At 37.9% G+C, this 19,756-nt stretch carries 17 protein-coding genes; 2 read left to right on the top strand and 15 right to left on the bottom strand.

Annotated features, from left to right (window positions below; genetic code table 11):
* Positions 1 to 6: 6 nt before the first annotated feature.
* The 15 genes from G7050_RS04195 to pyrH all read right to left on the bottom strand — a co-directional run bounded on the left by G7050_RS04195 (position 7) and on the right by pyrH (position 14,691).
* The gene (locus G7050_RS04195; RefSeq protein WP_166111630.1) at positions 7 to 1,734 is read right to left on the bottom strand and encodes a cell wall metabolism sensor histidine kinase WalK; all 1,728 of its coding nucleotides are present in this window, start codon (positions 1,732 to 1,734) and stop codon (positions 7 to 9) included.
* Between the two features lie 44 nt (positions 1,735 to 1,778).
* Positions 1,779 to 2,474, bottom strand: a complete 696-nt coding sequence (locus tag G7050_RS04190; RefSeq protein WP_166111628.1) for a response regulator transcription factor — start codon at positions 2,472 to 2,474, stop codon at positions 1,779 to 1,781.
* The gene (gene phoU, locus G7050_RS04185) at positions 2,458 to 3,138 is read right to left on the bottom strand and encodes a phosphate signaling complex protein PhoU (protein ID WP_166111625.1); all 681 of its coding nucleotides are present in this window, start codon (positions 3,136 to 3,138) and stop codon (positions 2,458 to 2,460) included. The genes G7050_RS04190 and phoU overlap by 17 nt, the downstream gene beginning before the upstream one ends.
* Positions 3,139 to 3,205: 67 nt before the next feature.
* Positions 3,206 to 3,985, bottom strand: a complete 780-nt coding sequence (pstB, locus tag G7050_RS04180) for a phosphate ABC transporter ATP-binding protein PstB (protein WP_166111622.1) — start codon at positions 3,983 to 3,985, stop codon at positions 3,206 to 3,208.
* The gene (gene pstA / locus G7050_RS04175; RefSeq protein WP_166111619.1) at positions 3,970 to 4,848 is read right to left on the bottom strand and encodes a phosphate ABC transporter permease PstA; all 879 of its coding nucleotides are present in this window, start codon (positions 4,846 to 4,848) and stop codon (positions 3,970 to 3,972) included. The genes pstB and pstA overlap by 16 nt, the downstream gene beginning before the upstream one ends.
* The gene (gene pstC, locus G7050_RS04170) at positions 4,845 to 5,693 is read right to left on the bottom strand and encodes a phosphate ABC transporter permease subunit PstC (protein WP_166111616.1); all 849 of its coding nucleotides are present in this window, start codon (positions 5,691 to 5,693) and stop codon (positions 4,845 to 4,847) included. The genes pstA and pstC overlap by 4 nt, the downstream gene beginning before the upstream one ends.
* 96 nt (positions 5,694 to 5,789) lie before the next feature.
* The gene (gene pstS / locus G7050_RS04165; RefSeq protein WP_166111613.1) at positions 5,790 to 6,854 is read right to left on the bottom strand and encodes a phosphate ABC transporter substrate-binding protein PstS; all 1,065 of its coding nucleotides are present in this window, start codon (positions 6,852 to 6,854) and stop codon (positions 5,790 to 5,792) included.
* Between the two features lie 319 nt (positions 6,855 to 7,173).
* The gene (locus tag G7050_RS04160; RefSeq protein WP_166111610.1) at positions 7,174 to 8,460 is read right to left on the bottom strand and encodes a folylpolyglutamate synthase/dihydrofolate synthase family protein; all 1,287 of its coding nucleotides are present in this window, start codon (positions 8,458 to 8,460) and stop codon (positions 7,174 to 7,176) included.
* 1 nt (position 8,461) lies between these two features.
* Complete coding sequence (gene cls, locus G7050_RS04155; RefSeq protein ID WP_255499255.1) at positions 8,462 to 9,904, bottom strand: cardiolipin synthase; 1,443 nt, start codon at positions 9,902 to 9,904, stop codon at positions 8,462 to 8,464.
* Positions 9,901 to 10,293, bottom strand: a complete 393-nt coding sequence (locus G7050_RS04150; protein ID WP_166111607.1) for a hypothetical protein — start codon at positions 10,291 to 10,293, stop codon at positions 9,901 to 9,903. Before G7050_RS04150 ends, cls begins: the two co-directional genes overlap by 4 nt.
* On the bottom strand, positions 10,294 to 10,545 hold the full coding sequence (locus G7050_RS17865; RefSeq protein WP_255499293.1) for a DUF2809 domain-containing protein: 252 nt from the start codon (positions 10,543 to 10,545) through the stop codon (positions 10,294 to 10,296). It lies immediately after the preceding gene.
* Between the two features lie 139 nt (positions 10,546 to 10,684).
* The gene (rsgA, locus tag G7050_RS04140) at positions 10,685 to 11,611 is read right to left on the bottom strand and encodes a ribosome small subunit-dependent GTPase A (RefSeq protein ID WP_166111601.1); all 927 of its coding nucleotides are present in this window, start codon (positions 11,609 to 11,611) and stop codon (positions 10,685 to 10,687) included.
* Between the two features lie 248 nt (positions 11,612 to 11,859).
* On the bottom strand, positions 11,860 to 13,104 hold the full coding sequence (locus G7050_RS04135; protein ID WP_166111598.1) for a DUF1015 domain-containing protein: 1,245 nt from the start codon (positions 13,102 to 13,104) through the stop codon (positions 11,860 to 11,862).
* A 249-nt stretch (positions 13,105 to 13,353) separates the two neighbouring features.
* On the bottom strand, positions 13,354 to 13,914 hold the full coding sequence (frr, locus tag G7050_RS04130; RefSeq protein ID WP_166111595.1) for a ribosome recycling factor: 561 nt from the start codon (positions 13,912 to 13,914) through the stop codon (positions 13,354 to 13,356).
* A 66-nt stretch (positions 13,915 to 13,980) separates the two neighbouring features.
* Entirely contained in the window at positions 13,981 to 14,691 is a 711-nt protein-coding gene (gene pyrH, locus G7050_RS04125) for a UMP kinase (protein WP_166111592.1), read from the bottom strand.
* Between the two features lie 324 nt (positions 14,692 to 15,015).
* On the opposite strand from pyrH, the gene G7050_RS04120 reads away from it, so the two are divergent.
* Complete coding sequence (locus tag G7050_RS04120; protein WP_166111589.1) at positions 15,016 to 17,337, top strand: glycoside hydrolase family 3 N-terminal domain-containing protein; 2,322 nt, start codon at positions 15,016 to 15,018, stop codon at positions 17,335 to 17,337.
* Positions 17,338 to 17,465: 128 nt separating this feature from the next.
* Positions 17,466 to 19,727 carry a hypothetical protein gene (locus G7050_RS04115; protein ID WP_166111586.1) on the top strand — a complete coding sequence of 754 codons (2,262 nt, stop codon included), beginning with the start codon at positions 17,466 to 17,468 and terminating at the stop codon, positions 19,725 to 19,727.
* The last annotated feature ends 29 nt before the right edge of the window (positions 19,728 to 19,756 follow it).

The raw sequence follows: 19,756 nt of genomic DNA, 5'->3' as shown, positions 1-19,756 counted from the left end.
TCGCTTTTATCGCTTCAAAGTGAACAGAAATTCCAAGCCACCATCCAAACGGTTCTTAACCTGGATCTCGCCTTTATGAAGCAGTACAGCATTTTTCACGATGGATAGTCCAAGTCCTGATCCTCCCGAATCACGTGTCCGTCCTTCGTTTACACGATAAAACCGTTCGAATAAACGACCTAGATATTGTTCGGGAACCCCACTTCCTGTATCGTAAAAAGAGAAATACACATATTTATCATCTTTCATGTAATTGTTGATATGTACTTCTATATTGGATCCTCCATAACTTATCGAGTTATCCATCAGATTGCGGAATATCGAATATAGTAAGGTGTAGTTACCATGTATAACCAAATCATTATCTACTGAAATAGAAAGGGCTATGTTATTTTCTTTTAGCTTGCTTGCCATGTCTATCCTTAGTTCGTCAAGCAAAAGAGAAAGGTTTACCTGTTCCATCACAAATTGAGCAGGAGCTTCTTCTATTTTACTGATAAGGCTTACATCCTCGATGAGGTTGGATAAGCGGACAGATTGAAGGTAGGCTCTGCTGATAAAGAATGCTTGCTTGTCTTCGGGTAAATGTTGCTCGTTTAAAGTTTCGAGATAGCCACGCAGGCTTGTCACAGGAGTTCTGAGTTCGTGTGCGATATTATTGGTCATCTCTTGTTTCAATAGACGGTTTTTTTCTATTCTGGTTATATCCCTGATTGTTATTTCGAACGATTTGTCATCGAAAACAATCACTTGTATCGACAGGATTTTTCCGCCTACTTCGTATTGTGATGCAGAGTAATTATGATCTTTTTGCCTTGTATTCAGAAAATCCAATACAGGTTTAAATGCATCGTTTTCGAATAATGAATTAACATCAAACGTCGGACGATTGGCTATAAGATTCAGAAACTGAATGAAATGAGTATTGGCATATATTTTCTGAAATTCGGCATTGAATATACAAAGCCCAACCTCCGAATACTGAAAGTGTTGGATTAGCTTCTCACGTTCTACTTCAACATTCCGTTTATTTTTCTCTATTTCATTAAATATATGTACCAACTCTTTGCTTATGTCACCTAGCTCATCATCAGGAAACTTAGTATCCTCAGGAAGCGGTTTGCCTGTTTTTATTCTCGATGTAAAGTCTTTCAGCTTAGTGATTGATTTCTCGAAGCGGTTAGCTGCTATATTGACTAAGAATAGTACTATGATAAATAAGGATATAACGATGTATATAAATAAGTTATCAGCCTTCAATGCACTTTGAGTTTCTATACTATAAGGTAAAGCCACCCGGATATAATAAGTCTGAAAGTATTTGGCGTAGTATAAATATTCGTGCTGTGTTGATGACGACATACGAATATTAGCTCCGAAATCCTGATACTGAGCCTTTCTTACTTCGGGTCGGTTGAGGTGGTTATCCAGAGTCTTCACGTTGGAAACATCTTTATCGTAAAGAACGTTTCCTTCGCCATTAATGATGGTAACCCTTATTTCTTTCGGTAAGATTTTAATCAGTTCATCTACATGTGCCATATTGCCATCGCCCGATTGGTTGAGTGCAATATATTGATGAATGATTTCGACATAACTGTCCAGTTTCGATTCAAGGGCTTCCGTTCTGTATTTTTTCTCCTGCTTTTGTTCCGATATAATAATACATATCGAGAAGAAAGCAAACAGTATGAACATAAACCCGAATATCCGTTGCTTATAGTTTAGTTTCATTGCGTCTCATTGTTTTTATAGGTGATATAGATAATGCAAAATTTTCATTCGGAGACAAAGTTGTATCCATAGCCTGTCCTGTTAATAATATGATCGCCATATACACCTATTTTTTTTCTTAAACGGGCTATATGCACATCTACCGTTCTTTCGAGTACAATACCATCCCCTTCCCATGCTTTGGCTAGGATATCGGCTCTAGAGAATACTTTTCCTGTATTTTTTACTAAAAGAGTCAATATATTGAATTCGGTCTTTGTCAGGTCTATCGGTTTGCTGTTTACAGTAACCGTCTTCATGTCCATATCGATGCTCAGGTTGCCGATAACCAATACCTGACTTTGAGTTAATTGAGCGGGCGATGACGTACGTTTTAATACTGTTTTTACCCGTGCGATAACTTCTTTTATTGAAAAAGGCTTCGATATATAATCGTCTCCTCCGATAGAGAATCCGGTGAGCATATCGTTCTCGGTATCTTTCGCTGTCAGGAATATGATGGGGGTATAATTACCCGATTTTCGTAGCTGATCGGCCATTTTGAATCCCGATATTCCTCCCATCATTACGTCAAGCAAGATAAGTTTATGATCGGAAGTCAACTTCTTAAGGGCTTCTTCTGCAGATTCGGCGAGATCTATTTTATAGCCTTCGTTTTCGAGGTTAAACTGTAAAATCTCCCTGATATCTACTTCATCATCAACAATAAGTATCGAAATATCTTTATTCGTTGTTTCCATGTCTGATGTCTTTACCTTCTATTAGATATATTGTGGCTTCGGCAATATTGGTTGCACTGTCTCCAATCCGTTCCAGATTTTGAGATATAGCATTGGTGTGCATTATATTCATAATCTGTTCTTTAGTCAAACTCTTGTTGGCAAAAGAGCTTTGTAGCGATTCGCTGATCTGATAAAAAAGATGGTCCACCTTATCATCGTCCTTTATCACCTGATAAGCAAGGCGAGTATCTTCGTTCGAGAATGAAAAAATTGCATTACGGAGCATTTCGTCCACCAATTTGAGCATTTTGTATATTTGCTTTTTCTCTTCTTCGAATTCAGGTTGTTGCTGATAGGTTGTTTTAGTGTAATGAATTACATTCAGCAACATATCTCCAATCCGTTCAAGATTTGTAGTTATATCCTGATAGGTGATAATCAATCGTAGATCGGCAGCTTTAGGTGAGAATTGAAAGATCGAAAAAACGACCTCTTCCCTGATCTTTATTTCGAGCCTGTCCATAATAATTTCGTTGGCTTCGGCTTCTTCATAAAGAGCGTCTAGGCTTGAATCCTGCAACACTTTTTCTGCAATCTGCATTTGCAATAAAGCAGTGCGTGAGAGTAACTCAAAATCGTTAAGTAATACCTTTAGTTGCTTTAGTTTTATATTGGTTGTCATATTTCGTTAATTGTATTCAGTTATAAATTTTATTAAGGATATAGTTGAATAAAAAAGTCTGTGACTTTTACCCGAATACACCGGTTAAGTAATCTTCGGTACGCTTGTCTTTAGGTTTGGTAAACATCTGTTTGGTTGTACCATATTCTATCAGTTCCCCCAGATACATAAACATCGAATTATCCGAAATACGAGCCGCTTGAGACATATTGTGCGTCACAATCACTATGGTATATTGTTGCTTCAGTTCAAGGATCAGGTCTTCGATTCTATTTGTTGATATAGGGTCGAGAGCCGATGTGGGTTCGTCCATCAATAGTATCTCAGGTTTTAGGGCTATGGCACGGGCAATGCAGAGACGTTGTTGTTGTCCTCCCGAAAGGAAGCTCCCTTTTTGGGTCATCGAGTCTTTTACCTCGTCCCAAAGAGCAACGCTTTTCAGGCTGTTTTCGACAATTTCGTCTTTCTCCGATTTGCTGAGCCCTATGTTATTTAATTTGTATCCTGCCAGAACATTGTCATAAATACTCATGGTAGGGAAAGGGTTTGGACGTTGAAATACCATACCTGCAAGACGTCTTACACGCATCGCATTCATGTCGAAAATGTTTTCGCCTTTGAGCAAAATCTCTCCCGTTGTTTTAATGTCGGGATAGAGTTCGTGCATTCTGTTTATAGCTCTCAGAAGGGTACTCTTACCGCATCCCGAAGGTCCCATGATAGCTGTAACCGTATGTTCACGTATAGCAACATTTACGTCTCTTACCGCTTTTTTCTCGGGATTGTAAGATACCGAAACGTCTTTTAACTCAAGAATATATTTATCGTTATTTATTGAATTTTCCATTTTTTAGCAATGCTTTTAGCAAAAAGATTTATACCAAGTACAACTAATAAAAGTAATAATGATGATGACCACACCAGCGGAGCCAGATTGGGGTCGTTATAAAATTCCCAGATAAGCAACGAAATTGCACTAGTGGGTTCGGTTATGTGCCAATTGACGGTAGATGAGCCTAGCACAGTAACCAATAACGGTGCAGTTTCACCCATTACACGTGATACAGCCAGCAGCGATCCGGTAAATAACCCTCCGAAGGCTGAAGGTACAAGAATTTTTAATACCACGGATGTATACGAACCTCCCAATGCTAAACCGGCTTCTTTGAGCGAGGTGGGCAGCATCTTGATGCTTTCCTCCGTTGCACGGATAATCATGGGTAGCATCATTACGGCAAGGGCTATACTTCCGGCAATAGCCGAATAGCTGTGCATCGGTTTTACAACCCATACATATACTATAATACCGATAACGATAGATGGAATACCTTGTAGCAAGTCCGATAAGCTTCGTATCAGTTTGCTGAATGTCTTTTTCTGATTTTCCGCCAGATATATTCCGGTCAGGATACCTACGGGAATGGCTATAATCATAGCCAGTAAAAGGATGAGTAGTGTACCTGTCAGCCCGTTTAAAATACCTCCGGGAATAGCTTCGCCGCTTATTTTAGCCAACATGGCGTCCATTGACGAGGGCGATACTTCTGTAAATAAACTAAAGTTGAATTGTTTGTATCCTTTCTTTATTAACTCCCACAAGATGAGGAAGAGTGGAATCATGGTAATTCCGCAAAAAGTACAAACAGTATAAAAAAACAATTTACTTTTTAATTGTCTGTATCGTGAGGTTGAAAATAGTGTCTTTTTCATTTATTTACGATTTTCAATATGTACTTGGCTATAAAATTGATAGTTGCTGTTATCAGGAATAATAATAATCCGATAGCCATCAGCGAGCTCAATTTCAAACCATCTGCTTCTCCAAACTGATTGGCAATAATACTTGCCATTGTATTTCCTGTATCGGATAGATGGGTGGGTATATTGTTGGTATTTCCGATAAGCATGGTTACTGCCATTGTTTCACCTAAAGCCCTGCCGAGTGCCAGGATGTATGCTGCAAAAATTCCCGACATAGATACGGGTAAACTAACGGTTTTGATAACTTCCATTTTGGTAGCACCTAAACTATATGCAGCCTCTTTGAGTTCGCTCGGAACCATCGATATAAATTCGGTACTGAGTGACGATGCGTAAGGGATAATCATTATAGCAAGAACTATGGAAGCCAGCAATACGCCGAATCCCTGTGCACTGAATCCCATGTCAATAAGTATCGGGCGTAGAACATAAAATCCCCATAAACCGAAAACAATAGAGGGTATTCCTGCCAGAAGATCAACAATAGAACTAACTAAAGTAGCTATCTTGGTTTTCTTGAAATACTCGCCATTGAATAATGCGATAGAAAGGGAAAAAGGTATACAGAAAAATAGTGCCAGAAGCGAGGTTATGAGTGTGCCTGTAATGAAAGGGAGAGCTCCGAAGTCGTTATTCACAGAATCCCAGTTGCTCGAACCAATGAAATTGAATAATCCAAAGGCAGAAAAAGCATTTATACTCTGTGTGACCAGAGCATAAATAACCCCTGCTGTCAAAACCAAAATAAGGCATGACGCTATAAATAATATTGATTTAAAAATCTTGTCTTTCATTCCGACTTGTTGATGTCTTTAGTACTTTCTGTTATTTATAGGGGCGTATAGTTATACGCCCGTCTAAAACTCAGGCGAGAAATTTTTCGCTCTGTATTAGTTTTGTGCAACAGGTTGAGCCACTTCTATCGGCTTGCCGTCGAATGTCATTGATTTTATGATTGCTGTAGTTTTCTCTAAAGCTTTAGCAGGTAGGGGAGCATAATGCGTTTTCACTGCGATCTCCTGTCCTTCTTTACCGATAACATAATCAAACAATGCCACTAACGCACGGGCTTGTGTCTCGGTTTTCTTGTTATAGCTTTGTTCTTTGTAAGCAATAATCCAAGTAAAAGTGCTTATAGGATATGCCTCTGGATTAGATGAATTGGTAATGATTTGTCTTGTATCGTCCGGAAGATCAGCTTCAGCAGATGCTGAAATACTTTTATCGTTGGCTACAATAAAGTTACCCGAACTGTTTTGAACCGATGCCGAAGCAATATTCAGAGCCAATGCATATTCGGAACCAATGTATCCGATAGAACCTTCTGTTCCTGAAATAATACCGGCTACTCCGGGGTTACCTTTGGCTGCTACTCCTACCGGAAATTTCAATGATTTACCACTACCGATTTCATTTTTCCATGCTTCGTTGGTTTTTGCCATGTATTCGGAGAAAACCGAAGTAGTTCCACTGCCATCCGAACGATAAACAGCAGTTATCTCTTTATTTGGTAATGTCAGATCAGGATTTACAGCTTTGATTTTTGCATCATTCCAATTGGTTATTTTTCCTCTGAAAATGTCTGATATAATTTCCGAAGTTAGTTTTAAGTCAGTAACTCCAGGTAGGTTATACGATAAAACCACGGCTCCCAATGCTGTAGGGATGTGAACTACATCTGCTCCCATTTCTTTCAGTTCTTCATCCGATAAAAATACGTCGGTTGCACCGAAGTCTACAGTTTTGTCTTTTAAACTTCTGATTCCTCCTCCACTACCGATAGCTCCGTAAGTAACATTATTACCTGATGCTTCGGAAAACTTCTTGAATACGATGTTGTAAAATGGTGCCGGAAATGTTGCTCCTGCTCCCGATAGTTTTGCAGTTTCGCCTTTGTTTGAGTTGCAGGCTGTCAATGAAATAGCTGCTGCTAGAATAAATAGTAATTTTTTCATATTTCTTTTTTCTTTAGTTTCTTTTATTTGTTGCAATATTATGGGAGAATTGCAACAATGGCGTCAAGGAAATGTTACGAAATGGTTAAGAATACTGTTAAGGTTTAAACTCTATATACTTATAAACAGATATTGGAGGGTTTTGTTTCTGAGGAGATTGATATTAGAGAAGTTTGTAAACGGTACAAGTCGAGTTAAATGTAACAAATTTAATTTTGATACAAAACGTATGTTTTTATGGCTTCATAGGTGTTGTTATTCTACGAAGGCTTAATGACGTAAGAGGGTTAAATGTTTAATTGTATAGATAAAATTTGGTTTAGAAGCATTCCAAAGCTTCTGCCACAACAAAGTTGCTTCCTCCAATAAATACAAGGTCATCGGATTGAGCATTGGCAAGAGCCGCTTTAACGGCTGATTCAACACTATCGAAGGTATCTCCTGTGAGTTGGAAAGCTGCACCTTTCTCTGCAAGTTCTTTTTCGTTTAAGGCTCTTGCGATATGTGCTTTTGTAAAATAATAGATTGCTTCTTTAGGTAAGAGTTCTAATACATGGCTTATGTCTTTGTCATTGACCATGCCTATTACAATATGTAAATGATTGTACGTTTCAGAAAGGAGTTGTTCCGATACATATTTAATTCCTCCTACATTATGCCCGGTGTCGCAAATTACTTTAGGATTTTCTTGTTGTATGATCTGCCATCTGCCCATAAGTCCGGTTAACTCGGTAACCATAGCAAAACCACTATAAACCGACTGCATGGTAGTGTGGATTCCTCTTTTGCGAAGTGCATCGATAGACGAAAGTACAGTAGCCGCATTTTTGATCTGAGGTAGACCTCCTAATTCGCCTTTCAGATTTGGAAAAGCATTTGTTTGAAACAACCACGAACCGTTGTCAAGTTTATCGGCAGCATATATCCAATTCTCATCTTCTGCAAATATGATAGGTGCATTTACCGATTGAGCTTTTTCTTCGAATACTTTACGTACTTCGCCTTCGGCTTCACCAATAACTACAGGAATGTGTGGTTTTATAATACCGGCTTTTTCTTTGGCTATTTTTTCGAGAGTATCTCCTAAAAATTGCGTATGATCGAGACTTATATTGGTAATAACCGATAGTTCGGGAGTGATAATATTTGTACTGTCTAATCGTCCTCCTAAGCCTACTTCAATCACGGCGATGTCTACTTCTTGTTCTTCAAAATAACAAAAAGCCATCATCATAGTCAGTTCAAAGAATGAAGGATGTATAGGTTCGAAGTGGCTTTTGTGATTCGCTACGAAATTTACAACATAATCCTGAGATATTTTATTGCCATTTACCCGTATACGTTCTCTGAAGTCGACAAGATGGGGCGATGTATAAAGTCCTACCTTATGCCCTGCCTGTTGAAGTATAGCAGCTAAAAGATGAGAGGTTGACCCCTTCCCATTAGTACCAGCAATATGTATGGTTTTATATTTCTTATGCGGATGATTAAAGTACTTATCTAAAGCTAGGCTGTTATCTAAGCCTTCCTTATAGGCACTTCCTCCTACATTTTGGTAAACGGGAAGTTGGCTATACAGGTATTGTAGGGTTTCTTGATAGTTCATTTTATAGAAGAGGGGTAAAGAGTCTGAAAATAGATTCGAAGAAACGTCTGACACGTGATCTTTTTTCCCATATTTCGGGATCGACCAGTTCAGAAGATTCCATATCATCAAAGAAAATATTTTTGGCAGTTAAAGCCGTCTCATTATTGTAAATAAAGGCGTCAATCTCGAAGTTATGCTCGAAGCTTCGAACATCCATATTTGCCGATCCTGTTATGGTAAGGGCGTCATCTATAACGATAAGTTTGGAGTGAATAAACCCACCGGTAAAGAAGTAAATTTGAACTTTGGTATCCAAAAAGTCTTTAATAAACGATTGAGAGGCAATACTAACAAATGTAGTATCCGATTTTTTAGGGATCATAATACGTACATCAACACCACTCATGGCTGCTGTTTGTATGGCAAGCATAATGGCGTCGGTGGGTATCAGATAAGGAGTTTGTATATAAACATATTCTTTGGCGTTGGTTATTGCCTGAAATATGCCTTGATGTATTTCTTTAAATTCGCCAACAGGTCCGCTGGTTGCAATCTGCATGAGATTGTCCCCTGCGGCTGCAAGTGTAGGAAAGTATTTGTTGGCAACCAGAAACTCTGATCGCGATGCATACCAGTCTATAATAAAAGAAGTCTGTAAGCCATGTACGGCTTTTCCTTCGAGCTTAAAGTGACTGTCGCGCCATACTCCGCCATTAGCACCATTGATATATCTGTCGGCAATATTCATTCCACCCATAAAGCCCACCTCGCCGTCAATAACCACAACTTTACGGTGGTTACGGTAGTTTACACGGCTGGTTAATAATGGAAATGCAACTTTCAGGAAGGGGGTAACCTGTATACCCGCTTCTGCCATTTCTTTGTAGAACTTTCTTTTAGCAGTCCACGAACCTACATCATCATAAAGAACTCTGACTTCTAAGCCTTCTTTGGCTTTTTCGATAAGAAGATCTTTTATCTTTGTTCCTATCGCATCATCCATAAAGATGTAGTACTGTAGATGAATGTATTTTGTTGCTTTCTTTATCTCTTCGATAAGAGCATTAAATTTATCAGTACCGTTGGTATAGAAAGTTATTTTGTTGCCTCCGTAAAGAGGGGTATCTTTCAGCTTATTAAGTAGATTGATCAAACCTTTATACTCAGCAGGTGGATTGAGGGTTTCTAATAATTCGATCCGCTCGAGCGTTTTTCGATTTATTTTTTTGTGCATTTTTCTGGATATCAACCTTTTTTTGCGATGGTCTTCTCCGAAAAAGTAGTAGAAAATAAGCCCTACTAAAGGTAAAAGCAACAGAACGAGTACCCATGCTATTGTTTTTAATGGATTTCGGTTTTCCGAAATAACCACAATTACTACTCCGATTGCCGTAAGTACATACAGCAATTGAAATACTAAGATGAAGTTGTTTGCGGAAAAAAGTTCCATTAAATGTTTCATGCGTCGAGTAGTCTAAGTATATCTTCCTTTAAGATGGTTCTGTTCCATGAATATGTTGTATCCGTAGCTTCCAGATACTCTATGAGGTCAAGAGCTGTGTGGAGTTGATATATCTCTTTTATATCACTTATTTCATATTTGGTTTGTAAAAGTTTGGCATATTGCTCTATTAGATCATTGTCACCAATTTTTATTACGATGGTTTCAGATGAATCTTCCTGACTGATATTAAAATCATTATTGAAAAGAAAAAAACACTCGCTTAGGATACGTTTCTTCTCTGTCGAGTTGGAATCCGAATTCTTATTTTCATTAGCCAGTTCATGTAACTTGGCAAAGAACTCTTCGATAAGCCTCTGTAAATAATCTTTTTTTCTTTGCTGAATCATTTAGTACGAAATTGCTTTCAATTCTTTTCTATCTATAAATAAACATATAATAGCACCTAGTGTGTAACAAAAGATATCGCCCCAACTAAATGACGAACCTATTACAATTCGCATGATGGCATTATCCTGCATATTTAAAACTTCTACGAGGTTGAAGTATTGTCCGATTTCTACAGCGTATGCAAAGAGCAGAACACCTAAAGCCAGAGGCAGGGGATTCATCTTTACAAAGCTTTTGAAAAAATAGTACATCAGAATAACTACCAAGATATCTCCCCCATAAGGCCGAATGATACTATCTTTTACAAACAATGCTATAATAACCTCAATAACAAATATAAGCAAAAAACATAAAAAAGATTTAAGATCCAGTCTAAATTTTATGGTGGTCCTATTTTCGGTATTTGTCATCAGTCTCGTCTTCTAAGATATTAATGTATGATTTATATCTGCTTTCGCTTATATAATGATTTTCTACAGCTTCTCTTACTGCACACCCCGGTTCGTTTGTATGCATGCAATTGTTGAATCGGCAATTATGTGAGAATTTGAAAATCTCAGTAAAATAATGGCTTATTTCTTCAGGATTCATATCTACTGTTCCAAAGCCTTTGATTCCGGGAGTATCAATAATAAAACCACCTTGGGGAAGTTCCATCATTTCGGAGAAGGTTGTAGTGTGCATACCCTTTCCGTGATAATTCGAGATATCGCCTGTCTTTAATGTAGAATTGGGTACAATGGCATTTATAAGAGTAGATTTCCCAACACCTGAGTGTCCCGAAAATAGCGTTATTTTGTCTTTAAGCCTGCTGTTTAATATATCTAGCCCTGTACTGTTTTTTGCTGATATTTTGTAACATGGATAGCCTATATATTCATATAAGTTTATTAAAGCCTCCATGTATTCGGTTTCGGCTTCATCGTATATGTCTATTTTGTTGAATAACAGATTGACAGGAATACGATAGGCTTCGGCCGAGGCTAAAAACCGGTCTATAAATACAGTTGTCGTGATAGGTTTACAGACTGTTACTATCAGAAAGCATAAGTCTAAATTCGAAGCAATGATATGTGATTGCTTCGATAAGTTGGATGATCGTCTGATAATATAGTTCTTACGATCTTGTATTTCAGTAATGACACCCGTTCCATCTTCATTCATGATGATGGATACTCTGTCACCTACTGTTATGGGATTGGTACTTCTTATGTCCTTCAGCCTGAAGCTGCCTTTTATCTTGCATTCTACGTTTTTGTTTTCATCCGTGCGTACAAGATACCAGCTTCCGGTATTTTTTATAACCAATCCTTTCATTAAAACTTCTTCATTATTTTTTATTCCTAAATTTGTATTCTGTATAGATGAATTAAGTAAATAAGTAGCATTAAATATTTATAGTTGAATTTTATAACTATAACTGTCTCTTGCTATTATGCTTACCAAAGTTATAAATAGGTCTGAGACCTTAAATGATTACCTGTTGAAAATTCTGTCTATACTTTTCTTTTCGTCTGTAAAGGTATAAATTAAGTGCGAACAATGATTTATTCCAGTATGATTACTTAACTCAACTTATGAATCACCAATCCCGATCTTAGTTTAGGCTCAAACCAAGTAGTCTTAGGTGGCATAATATTGTTTGAATCGGCAATCCGCATCAGTTGCTCCATTGTAACGGGATGAAGAACAATTGCTAAAGCCATTTCTCCGCTGTCTACCCTTTGTTTTAGTTCTTTTAATCCTCTGATACCTCCTACGAAATCTATTCTCTTATCAGTTCTCAAGTCTTTGATATCCAAAATATCATCCAGAATATATTTTGATGAAACGGTAACATCTAACCCTTCAATCGGATCATTATCATTATAAGTGTTTTCTTTAGCTGTTAAATAGTAGCATTTACCATCAAGATATACCGAGAAAGTATGCAATGAGTTTAGACGAACGATGTCAGATCCCTTTTCTTCAACGATGAAAGAGGTCTCGAGTCGGTTTATAAATTCAGAAGGAGTCAATCCATTCAAATCTTTTACTAAACGATTGTAGTCAATGATGTTCAATTGACTTGCAGGGAAACAAACAGACATAAAGTAGTTATATTCTTCGTTTCCTGTATGATTGGGGTTCTTTTTGGCTTTTTCAGCACATACCAATGCTGCTGCCGCAGATCGGTGATGCCCATCTGCTATGTATAAATAGGGGATTTGGACGAAAATATTTGTTATATCGCGGATGTCCTTGTCGTTATCGATGATCCAGAAATGATGCCCTACATTATCGGGAGTTATGAAATCGTATTCTGTTGGTGACGATATTACTCGGGTGATTATGTCTCCTAATTCTTTATTATCAGGATAAGCGAAAAATACAGGCTCTATATTGGCATCATTTATATTGACATGTAGCATGCGGTCTTCTTCTTTATCCTTACGTGTTAACTCATGCTTTTTTATTTTGCCCGACATGTATTCATCCACATGAGAGCACACAACCAGTCCGTACTGAGTTTTGCCATTCATGGTTTGAGCATATACATAATAATTTTCTTGCTCATCTTGTACGAGCCATCCTTTCTTCTGAAACTTATTGAAGTTTTGCAATGCCCGTTCGTATACTCTGGGATCATGTTCGTCTATCTGTTCTTCAAAGTCTATCTCAGGCTTGATGATTCGGTACAGCGATTTCTCATTACTTTCAGCTTCTAACCGGGCTTCATGCGAATTGAGGACATCATAAGGTCGAGAAGCCACTTCTTTGACGATGCTTTTTGGTGGGCGTAGCCCTTTAAAGGGTTTTATTGTAGCCATGATTTTGTGTTTTTAGTTCGTATTGATATATGGTTTTTATTTCACGGACAATTGAGTAAGGTAACTATTTAATGACATATTTAGTAAACATACTATCTATTGCTTTTTTTGCTTGCCAAAGCAAGAAATAGTTCTGATAAAATATTATCTTGAATCAATTCTCTAAGATACAAAAAGAGTAAAGAATAGAGGCTATTAAGTCTCTAAATTCTTTACTCTGTATTTTATGTTAGAATTAAAGTCTGCGACTTATACAGTCATGATCTCTTTTTCTTTATCAGCAAACAATTCGTCTATCGCTTTGATATATTTATCGTGGATTTTTTGAATATTTGCTTCAGCATCTTTTGCGACATCTTCGGGTGTACCGTCTTTTACTGATTTTTTTACAGCATCAATAACATCACGACGGGCGTTGCGAACACTTATTTTAGCTTCTTCTGCCTCTTGTTTCGATTGTTTTACCAAAGTCTTACGACGTTCTTCGGTTAATGGAGGAATCGATAAACGAATCATTTCGCCATTATTGTCCGGATTTAATCCTAAATCAGAGTTAATGATCGCTTTTTCTATCTCACCAAGCATGTTTTTCTCCCAAGGTTGTATAACGATGGTTCTTGCATCGGGAGTGTTTACAGATGCAACGCCTGTAAGAGCGGTTATACTGCCGTAATAATCTAGTTTTATGCCATCGAGGATACGAGGATTTGCTTTTCCTGCACGTATGTGAGCCAAAGTTTCTTCTAAGAATTCGATAGTCGATTTCATCTTAGCTTCAGCTTTCTTTTCTAACTCTTTAATATCTGCCATTTTTCGTGAAAATTAAGGTTTCAGACCTATTGAATATTATCTTCTATTTGCTGTTTTTATTGCTGATTAGGCGTGAACATACGTTCCTATGTTTTCGCCCTTCATTACTTTTGCGAGATTACCAACGGTGTCCATATCAAAGACCACAATAGGTAGATTATTCTCTTTACACATGGTTGTTGCCGTTAAGTCCATTACCTTAAGTCCCTTATTGTATACATCATCATAAGATATATTTTCGAACTTAGTTGCGGTAGGGTCTTTTTCGGGGTCGGCGGTGTAAATGCCGTCTACACGAGTGCCCTTCAACATCACATCGGCTTCAATTTCGATGCCACGCAAAGCAGAACCTGTATCGGTGGTAAAGAACGGGTTACCTGTGCCGCACGAAATAATTACAACTTCACCATTTTCCAAAGCCTCTATAGCTTTCCATTTAGAGTATAACTCGCCAATAGGTTCCATACGGATAGCTGTTAAGACACGTGATTTTTGCCCGATAGCGGTCAACGCAGAGCTTAAACCTAAACTATTAATAACGGTTGCTAACATTCCCATCTGGTCACCTTTGACCCTATCATAGCCTTTCGAGGCACCACTCAATCCGCGAAAAATATTTCCTCCACCGATAACAATACCGACCTGCACACCCATTTCGGCTATTTCTTTGATTTGTGTGGCATATTCCGATAGACGCTTCTCGTCTATACCATATTGTTTGTCTCCCATCAGGGATTCACCGCTTAATTTAAGCAGTATTCGGTTGTATTTTACCATTTTGTTGTTTAAGTACCGTAAATATATTATTGTAAATAGGCTTACTCAAATCGGCGAGCTTATCTACAGCTTCGTTGTAACTATATAATTGCAAAACTAATACTTTTTGTCAGATTATAACATACTAAATCTGTAAAAGCTTATCTACAGTTGCAATAATAAGGAGTTTGTGCTTATTTATGTTTTATAATGATTTGTTAAAATCTGTATGTTATAAAACATGTTGCGTCAAAATAACACCTCATGCGTATTGTAGACGCAAATAAAATGATACATTTGCGACATAGTAATTGAATGAAACCTTAATATTTAAAATCAAACATCATGAAGAAATTATATCTAAGTATTCTGGGTATCTCGATGTTAGCACTTGGCTACTCCCAAAATAGCTATGAGGTAGTAACTAATAAAAAAGGAGCTACTCTGGGATATTCTCCTAATTCGGGGGTGACAATTTTAACCGTTAACGGACTTAAATTTAAAGACCTCAATAAAAATGGTAAACTTGATCCGTATGAAGATTGGCGCTTGCCTGCTGATGTGAGAGCTAAAGATTTAGCAAAACAAATGTCGGTAGAGCAAATTGCAGGTTTGATGCTATATAGTGGTCATCAGGCAATACCTGCTAATGCTAAAGGCTTTGCAGCCGGAACTTATAATGGTAAAACATTTAAAGAAAGTGGCCTTCAGCCTTGGGCTTTATCGGATGCACAAAAGAAATTTTTAAAAGACGATAATTTACGACATGTGTTAATTGTAGGGGTGCAGAGCCCTGAAGTTGCAGCCAAGTGGAATAATGAAATGCAAGCATATGTCGAAAGTATTGGTTTGGGTATTCCTGCGAATAATAGTTCCGACCCACGCCACTCGGGTCAAGTAACAGGTTCTACTGTTGCCGAGTTTAATGCAGGAGCCGGAGGAGATATTTCGGTATGGCCTGATGGTCTTGGTATGGCGGCCACATTTGACCCTGCTTTGGTGAAACAATTTGGACATATTGCAGCACAGGAGTACAGAGCCTTAGGTATAGCCACAGCTCTTTCACCTCAAATCGATTTGGCAACAGAGCCTCGTTGGTATCGTGCATCTATGACATTTGGTGAAAGCCCTGAATTGGCAACTGATATGGCTCGTGCTTATATCGATGGTTTTCAGACATCAACAGGAGTTGATGAAATCAAAGACGGCTGGGGATATAAGAGTGTGAATGCTATGGTTAAACATTGGCCAAGTGGAGGTCCTGAAGAAGGTGGTCGCGATGGTCACTGGGCTTTTGGTAAATTTGCAGTATATCCGGGCAGTAATTTCGAAACACATTTAAAACCCTTTACAGAAGGAGCGTTTAAATTGAATGGAAAAACGGGTATGGCTTCTGCAGTAATGCCTTATTATACCATATCGTACAATCAAGCGAAAGACGGAACTAACTATGGGAACGGCTTTAGCAAATACATTATAACTGATCTGCTAAGAGATAAATATAAGTACGATGGAGTTGTGTGTACCGATTGGGGTATTACAAAAAATGAAGGCAAAACACCCGGTGATTTTGAAGGAAAACCTTGGGGAGCAGAAACCCTTACAGTTGCAGAGAGACATTATTTAGCTCTTATGGCCGGAATGGATCAGTTTGGAGGAAATAATGAAATTGCTCCTATCTTGGAAGCCTATAAAATGGGCGAGAAGGAAAAAGGAGAAGCATTCATAAGAAATAGATTTGAACAATCGGCAGTACGCTTACTTCGCAATATATTCCGTTTAGGATTATTTGAAAATCCATACCTGGATCCTCAGGAGAGTGCTAAAGTAGTAGGTAATCCCGAGTTTATGCAAGTGGGATATGATACTCAGGTAAAATCTATTGTAATGCTGAAGAATAAAAATAATGTATTACCTATAACTGAAAAGAAAACTGTCTTTATTCCAAAAACATATATTCCGGCTGTTAAAGACTGGTGGGGAAATTGGTCACAACCACGATTGACAACTCCGGTGAATACTGAATTGCTGAAAAAGTATTACAATGTAACAGAAGACCCTTCGCAAGCTGATTTTGCTATTGTATTTATTTCCAGTCCATATAATAATAATGATGGGGGAGGATACGATAAGAACGATCGTAAAGCAGGAGGTAATGGTTATGTGCCTATCACATTGCAGTATGGAACTTATACAGCAACTGATGCTCGTGAGCATAGTATTGCCGCAGGTGACCCTGTTGTAGATCCTACGATAACAAACCGCTCTTACAAAAATAAGACTGTAACAGCATCCAATACGATGGATTTGAAAACGGTACTTGATACTAAAGAAATGATGGGTGATAAACCGGTCATCGTTGTTGCTAATGTCTCAAGAGGTATGATCTTTAATGAATTTGAAGATAAAGTGGATGGTATTATTGTTCGTTTCAGTGTAACAGAACAACCTGTTTTGGATATTATATCCGGAAAGTCAGAACCTTCGGGCTTACTGCCTATGCAAATGCCTGCAAGTATGTCTGCTGTTGAAAAACAATATGAAGACGTACCTTTTGATATGGAGTGCCATAAAGATACGGAAGGCAATTTATATAATTTCGGATACGGGCTTAATTGGAAAGGAGTCATAAAAGATGCCCGTACAGCAAAATACGGATTGAAATAATTACATACTAACTAAAAAATAAGCAGAAAGAGTATCATAGGAGCAGGATTGTAGCTTTTTATTGAGAGATTTTTTATTTGCCTTCGATCTATGATACTCTCTTTCTTTAATACCTAAAAAACCTAGCCATGAATAAAAATTATAGAAACATAGGAGCTTTAGTGGCTCTAGCAGGATTACTTAGTAGTACTACTGCATTTGCTCAGGAGAAAGCTGTTGCTGATACTCTAAAAGTGAAGACGAAGAGTGAAGAGCACAAAAGTGATCGTAATGTGATGCTAAATGCAGCTAACAATACGGGGCCTCGTGATGTGAATATCGGACTTCCTGCTTCGGTAGGGGGTACAACTGTTCTTGAGAACGGATTGCCTGTAGTTTACTTTTTCTGGCCCGAGCTGCCGACTAAAGCGTGGCGTCAGGATATAATGATCAATAAAGTGCAGTTGCTTGATTTAGGACAAACCGCGATAAAAATTGGAGATGTTGGCTTTTCAGTAAGTACATTTGATAATTTGGGTACCGACCAATTTCATGGGGTAGGTACACTCAATTCAAATCATTTCGGATTGTTGCGTGGTGATATTAATCTGAGCGGTCCATTGAATAAAAAAGGATTGAAATTCTCAGCAGGAGCTTACTTGAATTATGATCCGGGAGCTTTTAAAGCACAAGGTTTGCCTAAATATTATTCTGATAAAACTCAGATGTATAAAGGAGCCTTGACTCAGGATTATTCTTTTCAGGGAGGTACAGGTACTATTACTGCAATGTATAAATACACCAATACAGAAGGGCTTCGTCAATCATATGCACCGTTCATGTATAAAAAGGGTGGCAAAATTGAAGAGATTGACGGATTCAAAATGGGGGGAGACTCTTACTATGAAAATACCGGAAAAATCATGTTGAAAGATGCTTTTACCGGAGAATATGTAAATCGTGATGTTATAAAAGATTACGGATCAGAGTCTCATACATTAGATTTTATTTGGAAGAATACATTGGATAATGGCTTGCATCTGAATATGATTTCCCGTTACCATACTGGAAAAATAGGTAATTATTTACCTATCATGACAGGTGTGAATACTGTGGGAGATGATAAGTATACCTATGCCGATACCGGCGAGGCGTATGCCGGAAACGATGTACAAGGGGTACTTGTTTTGGCTACTAAAAGAAGACCTCTGAAATCATTGATGTCTACCTTCGAAGTAGGTAAGAAATCTGGTAATCATGACTGGAATATCGGCTTGAATCAATGGAACTACCAAATCAATAAATATGCTACAGAAGGAGCAATCTATTATCAAGAGGTTGCAGCGAATCCTCGAAAGCTGATAAAAGCCGGATCGCCGGTCAATGACTATGGCAATATGTCGGGAGGATTGGAGTATCACAATGGTTCTGAAAATAAAACAGCTTTATTTATCACTGATAAATGGGATGTGGCTGATGCCTTCACTTTAAGTTTAGGTGCAAGACTTGAGTATCAAAACTTAAGAGGTGATTACCAAGATCGTGAGCTAAATCTGGATAACCTGAATGGTACTAAAACCAAGATCAATAAAGATTGGCTAAACAAAGCCTTTATGTTGAATGCTGTTTATAAGATGACCAGCTCATTCGGACTATTGGGAGAAGTTAATTATAATGAACAAGGAGGACACCTTGAAAACTATAATGTGGGACAAGATCCTAAAATCAAACAATCGAAGATTCCTGGAGCAGGTTTTGGAGTATACTTTAATCATCCGATGATCAGCCTGGTTTCTAAAGCTACTTACATTCAACGCGACGAGTACAGAACAACTGTAAACTTCTCGAACCCCAATAATCCAACAGATGTAAGACGTGAGATTACAAATTATGATATTCAGACCTTGGGCTGGACTACAGATATTCTTGCTTCTCCATTCAAAGGGTTTAATCTTCACCTATTGGTGACTGTTCAATCGCCAAAGTATAAGAACTTTGCCGGAAAAGTCGCATTCCCTGACGGAACAATTGCAGAATATGATTTTAGTGATAAAATTGTTACAGGTGTGTCAAAAGTTCTGTTGGAAATCGATCCAAGTTACACATGGGAGAATTTGAGAGTATGGGGTAGTGCCAGATATTTTAGTAAACAATACTTTAACAAACCCAATACATTGGATTTGGAAGGTCGTTGGGAAACTTTTGCAGGAGCAAATTATAAACTGAACAAGTTTTTGGATTTCAATGTAACTGTTGTGAACTTACTAAATCAACGTGGAGCATCGGGTTCTATTCCTGATGGAGACTTGATTACTACAACAGAGGCCGCAGAATCTAAATATAATACGATAATGTCGGGAACATATATTCGCCCCTTCACTGTAGAATTTGGTGTTAAATACAATTTCTAAAAACTGAAACTTACTTATTATATCAAATA

The organism is Dysgonomonas sp. HDW5A (genome assembly GCF_011299555.1).
Lineage (GTDB): Bacteria > Bacteroidota > Bacteroidia > Bacteroidales > Dysgonomonadaceae > Dysgonomonas_A.
Note: the sequence above shows the minus strand (reverse complement) of the source record. Positions and strands in the feature narration are given on the sequence as shown.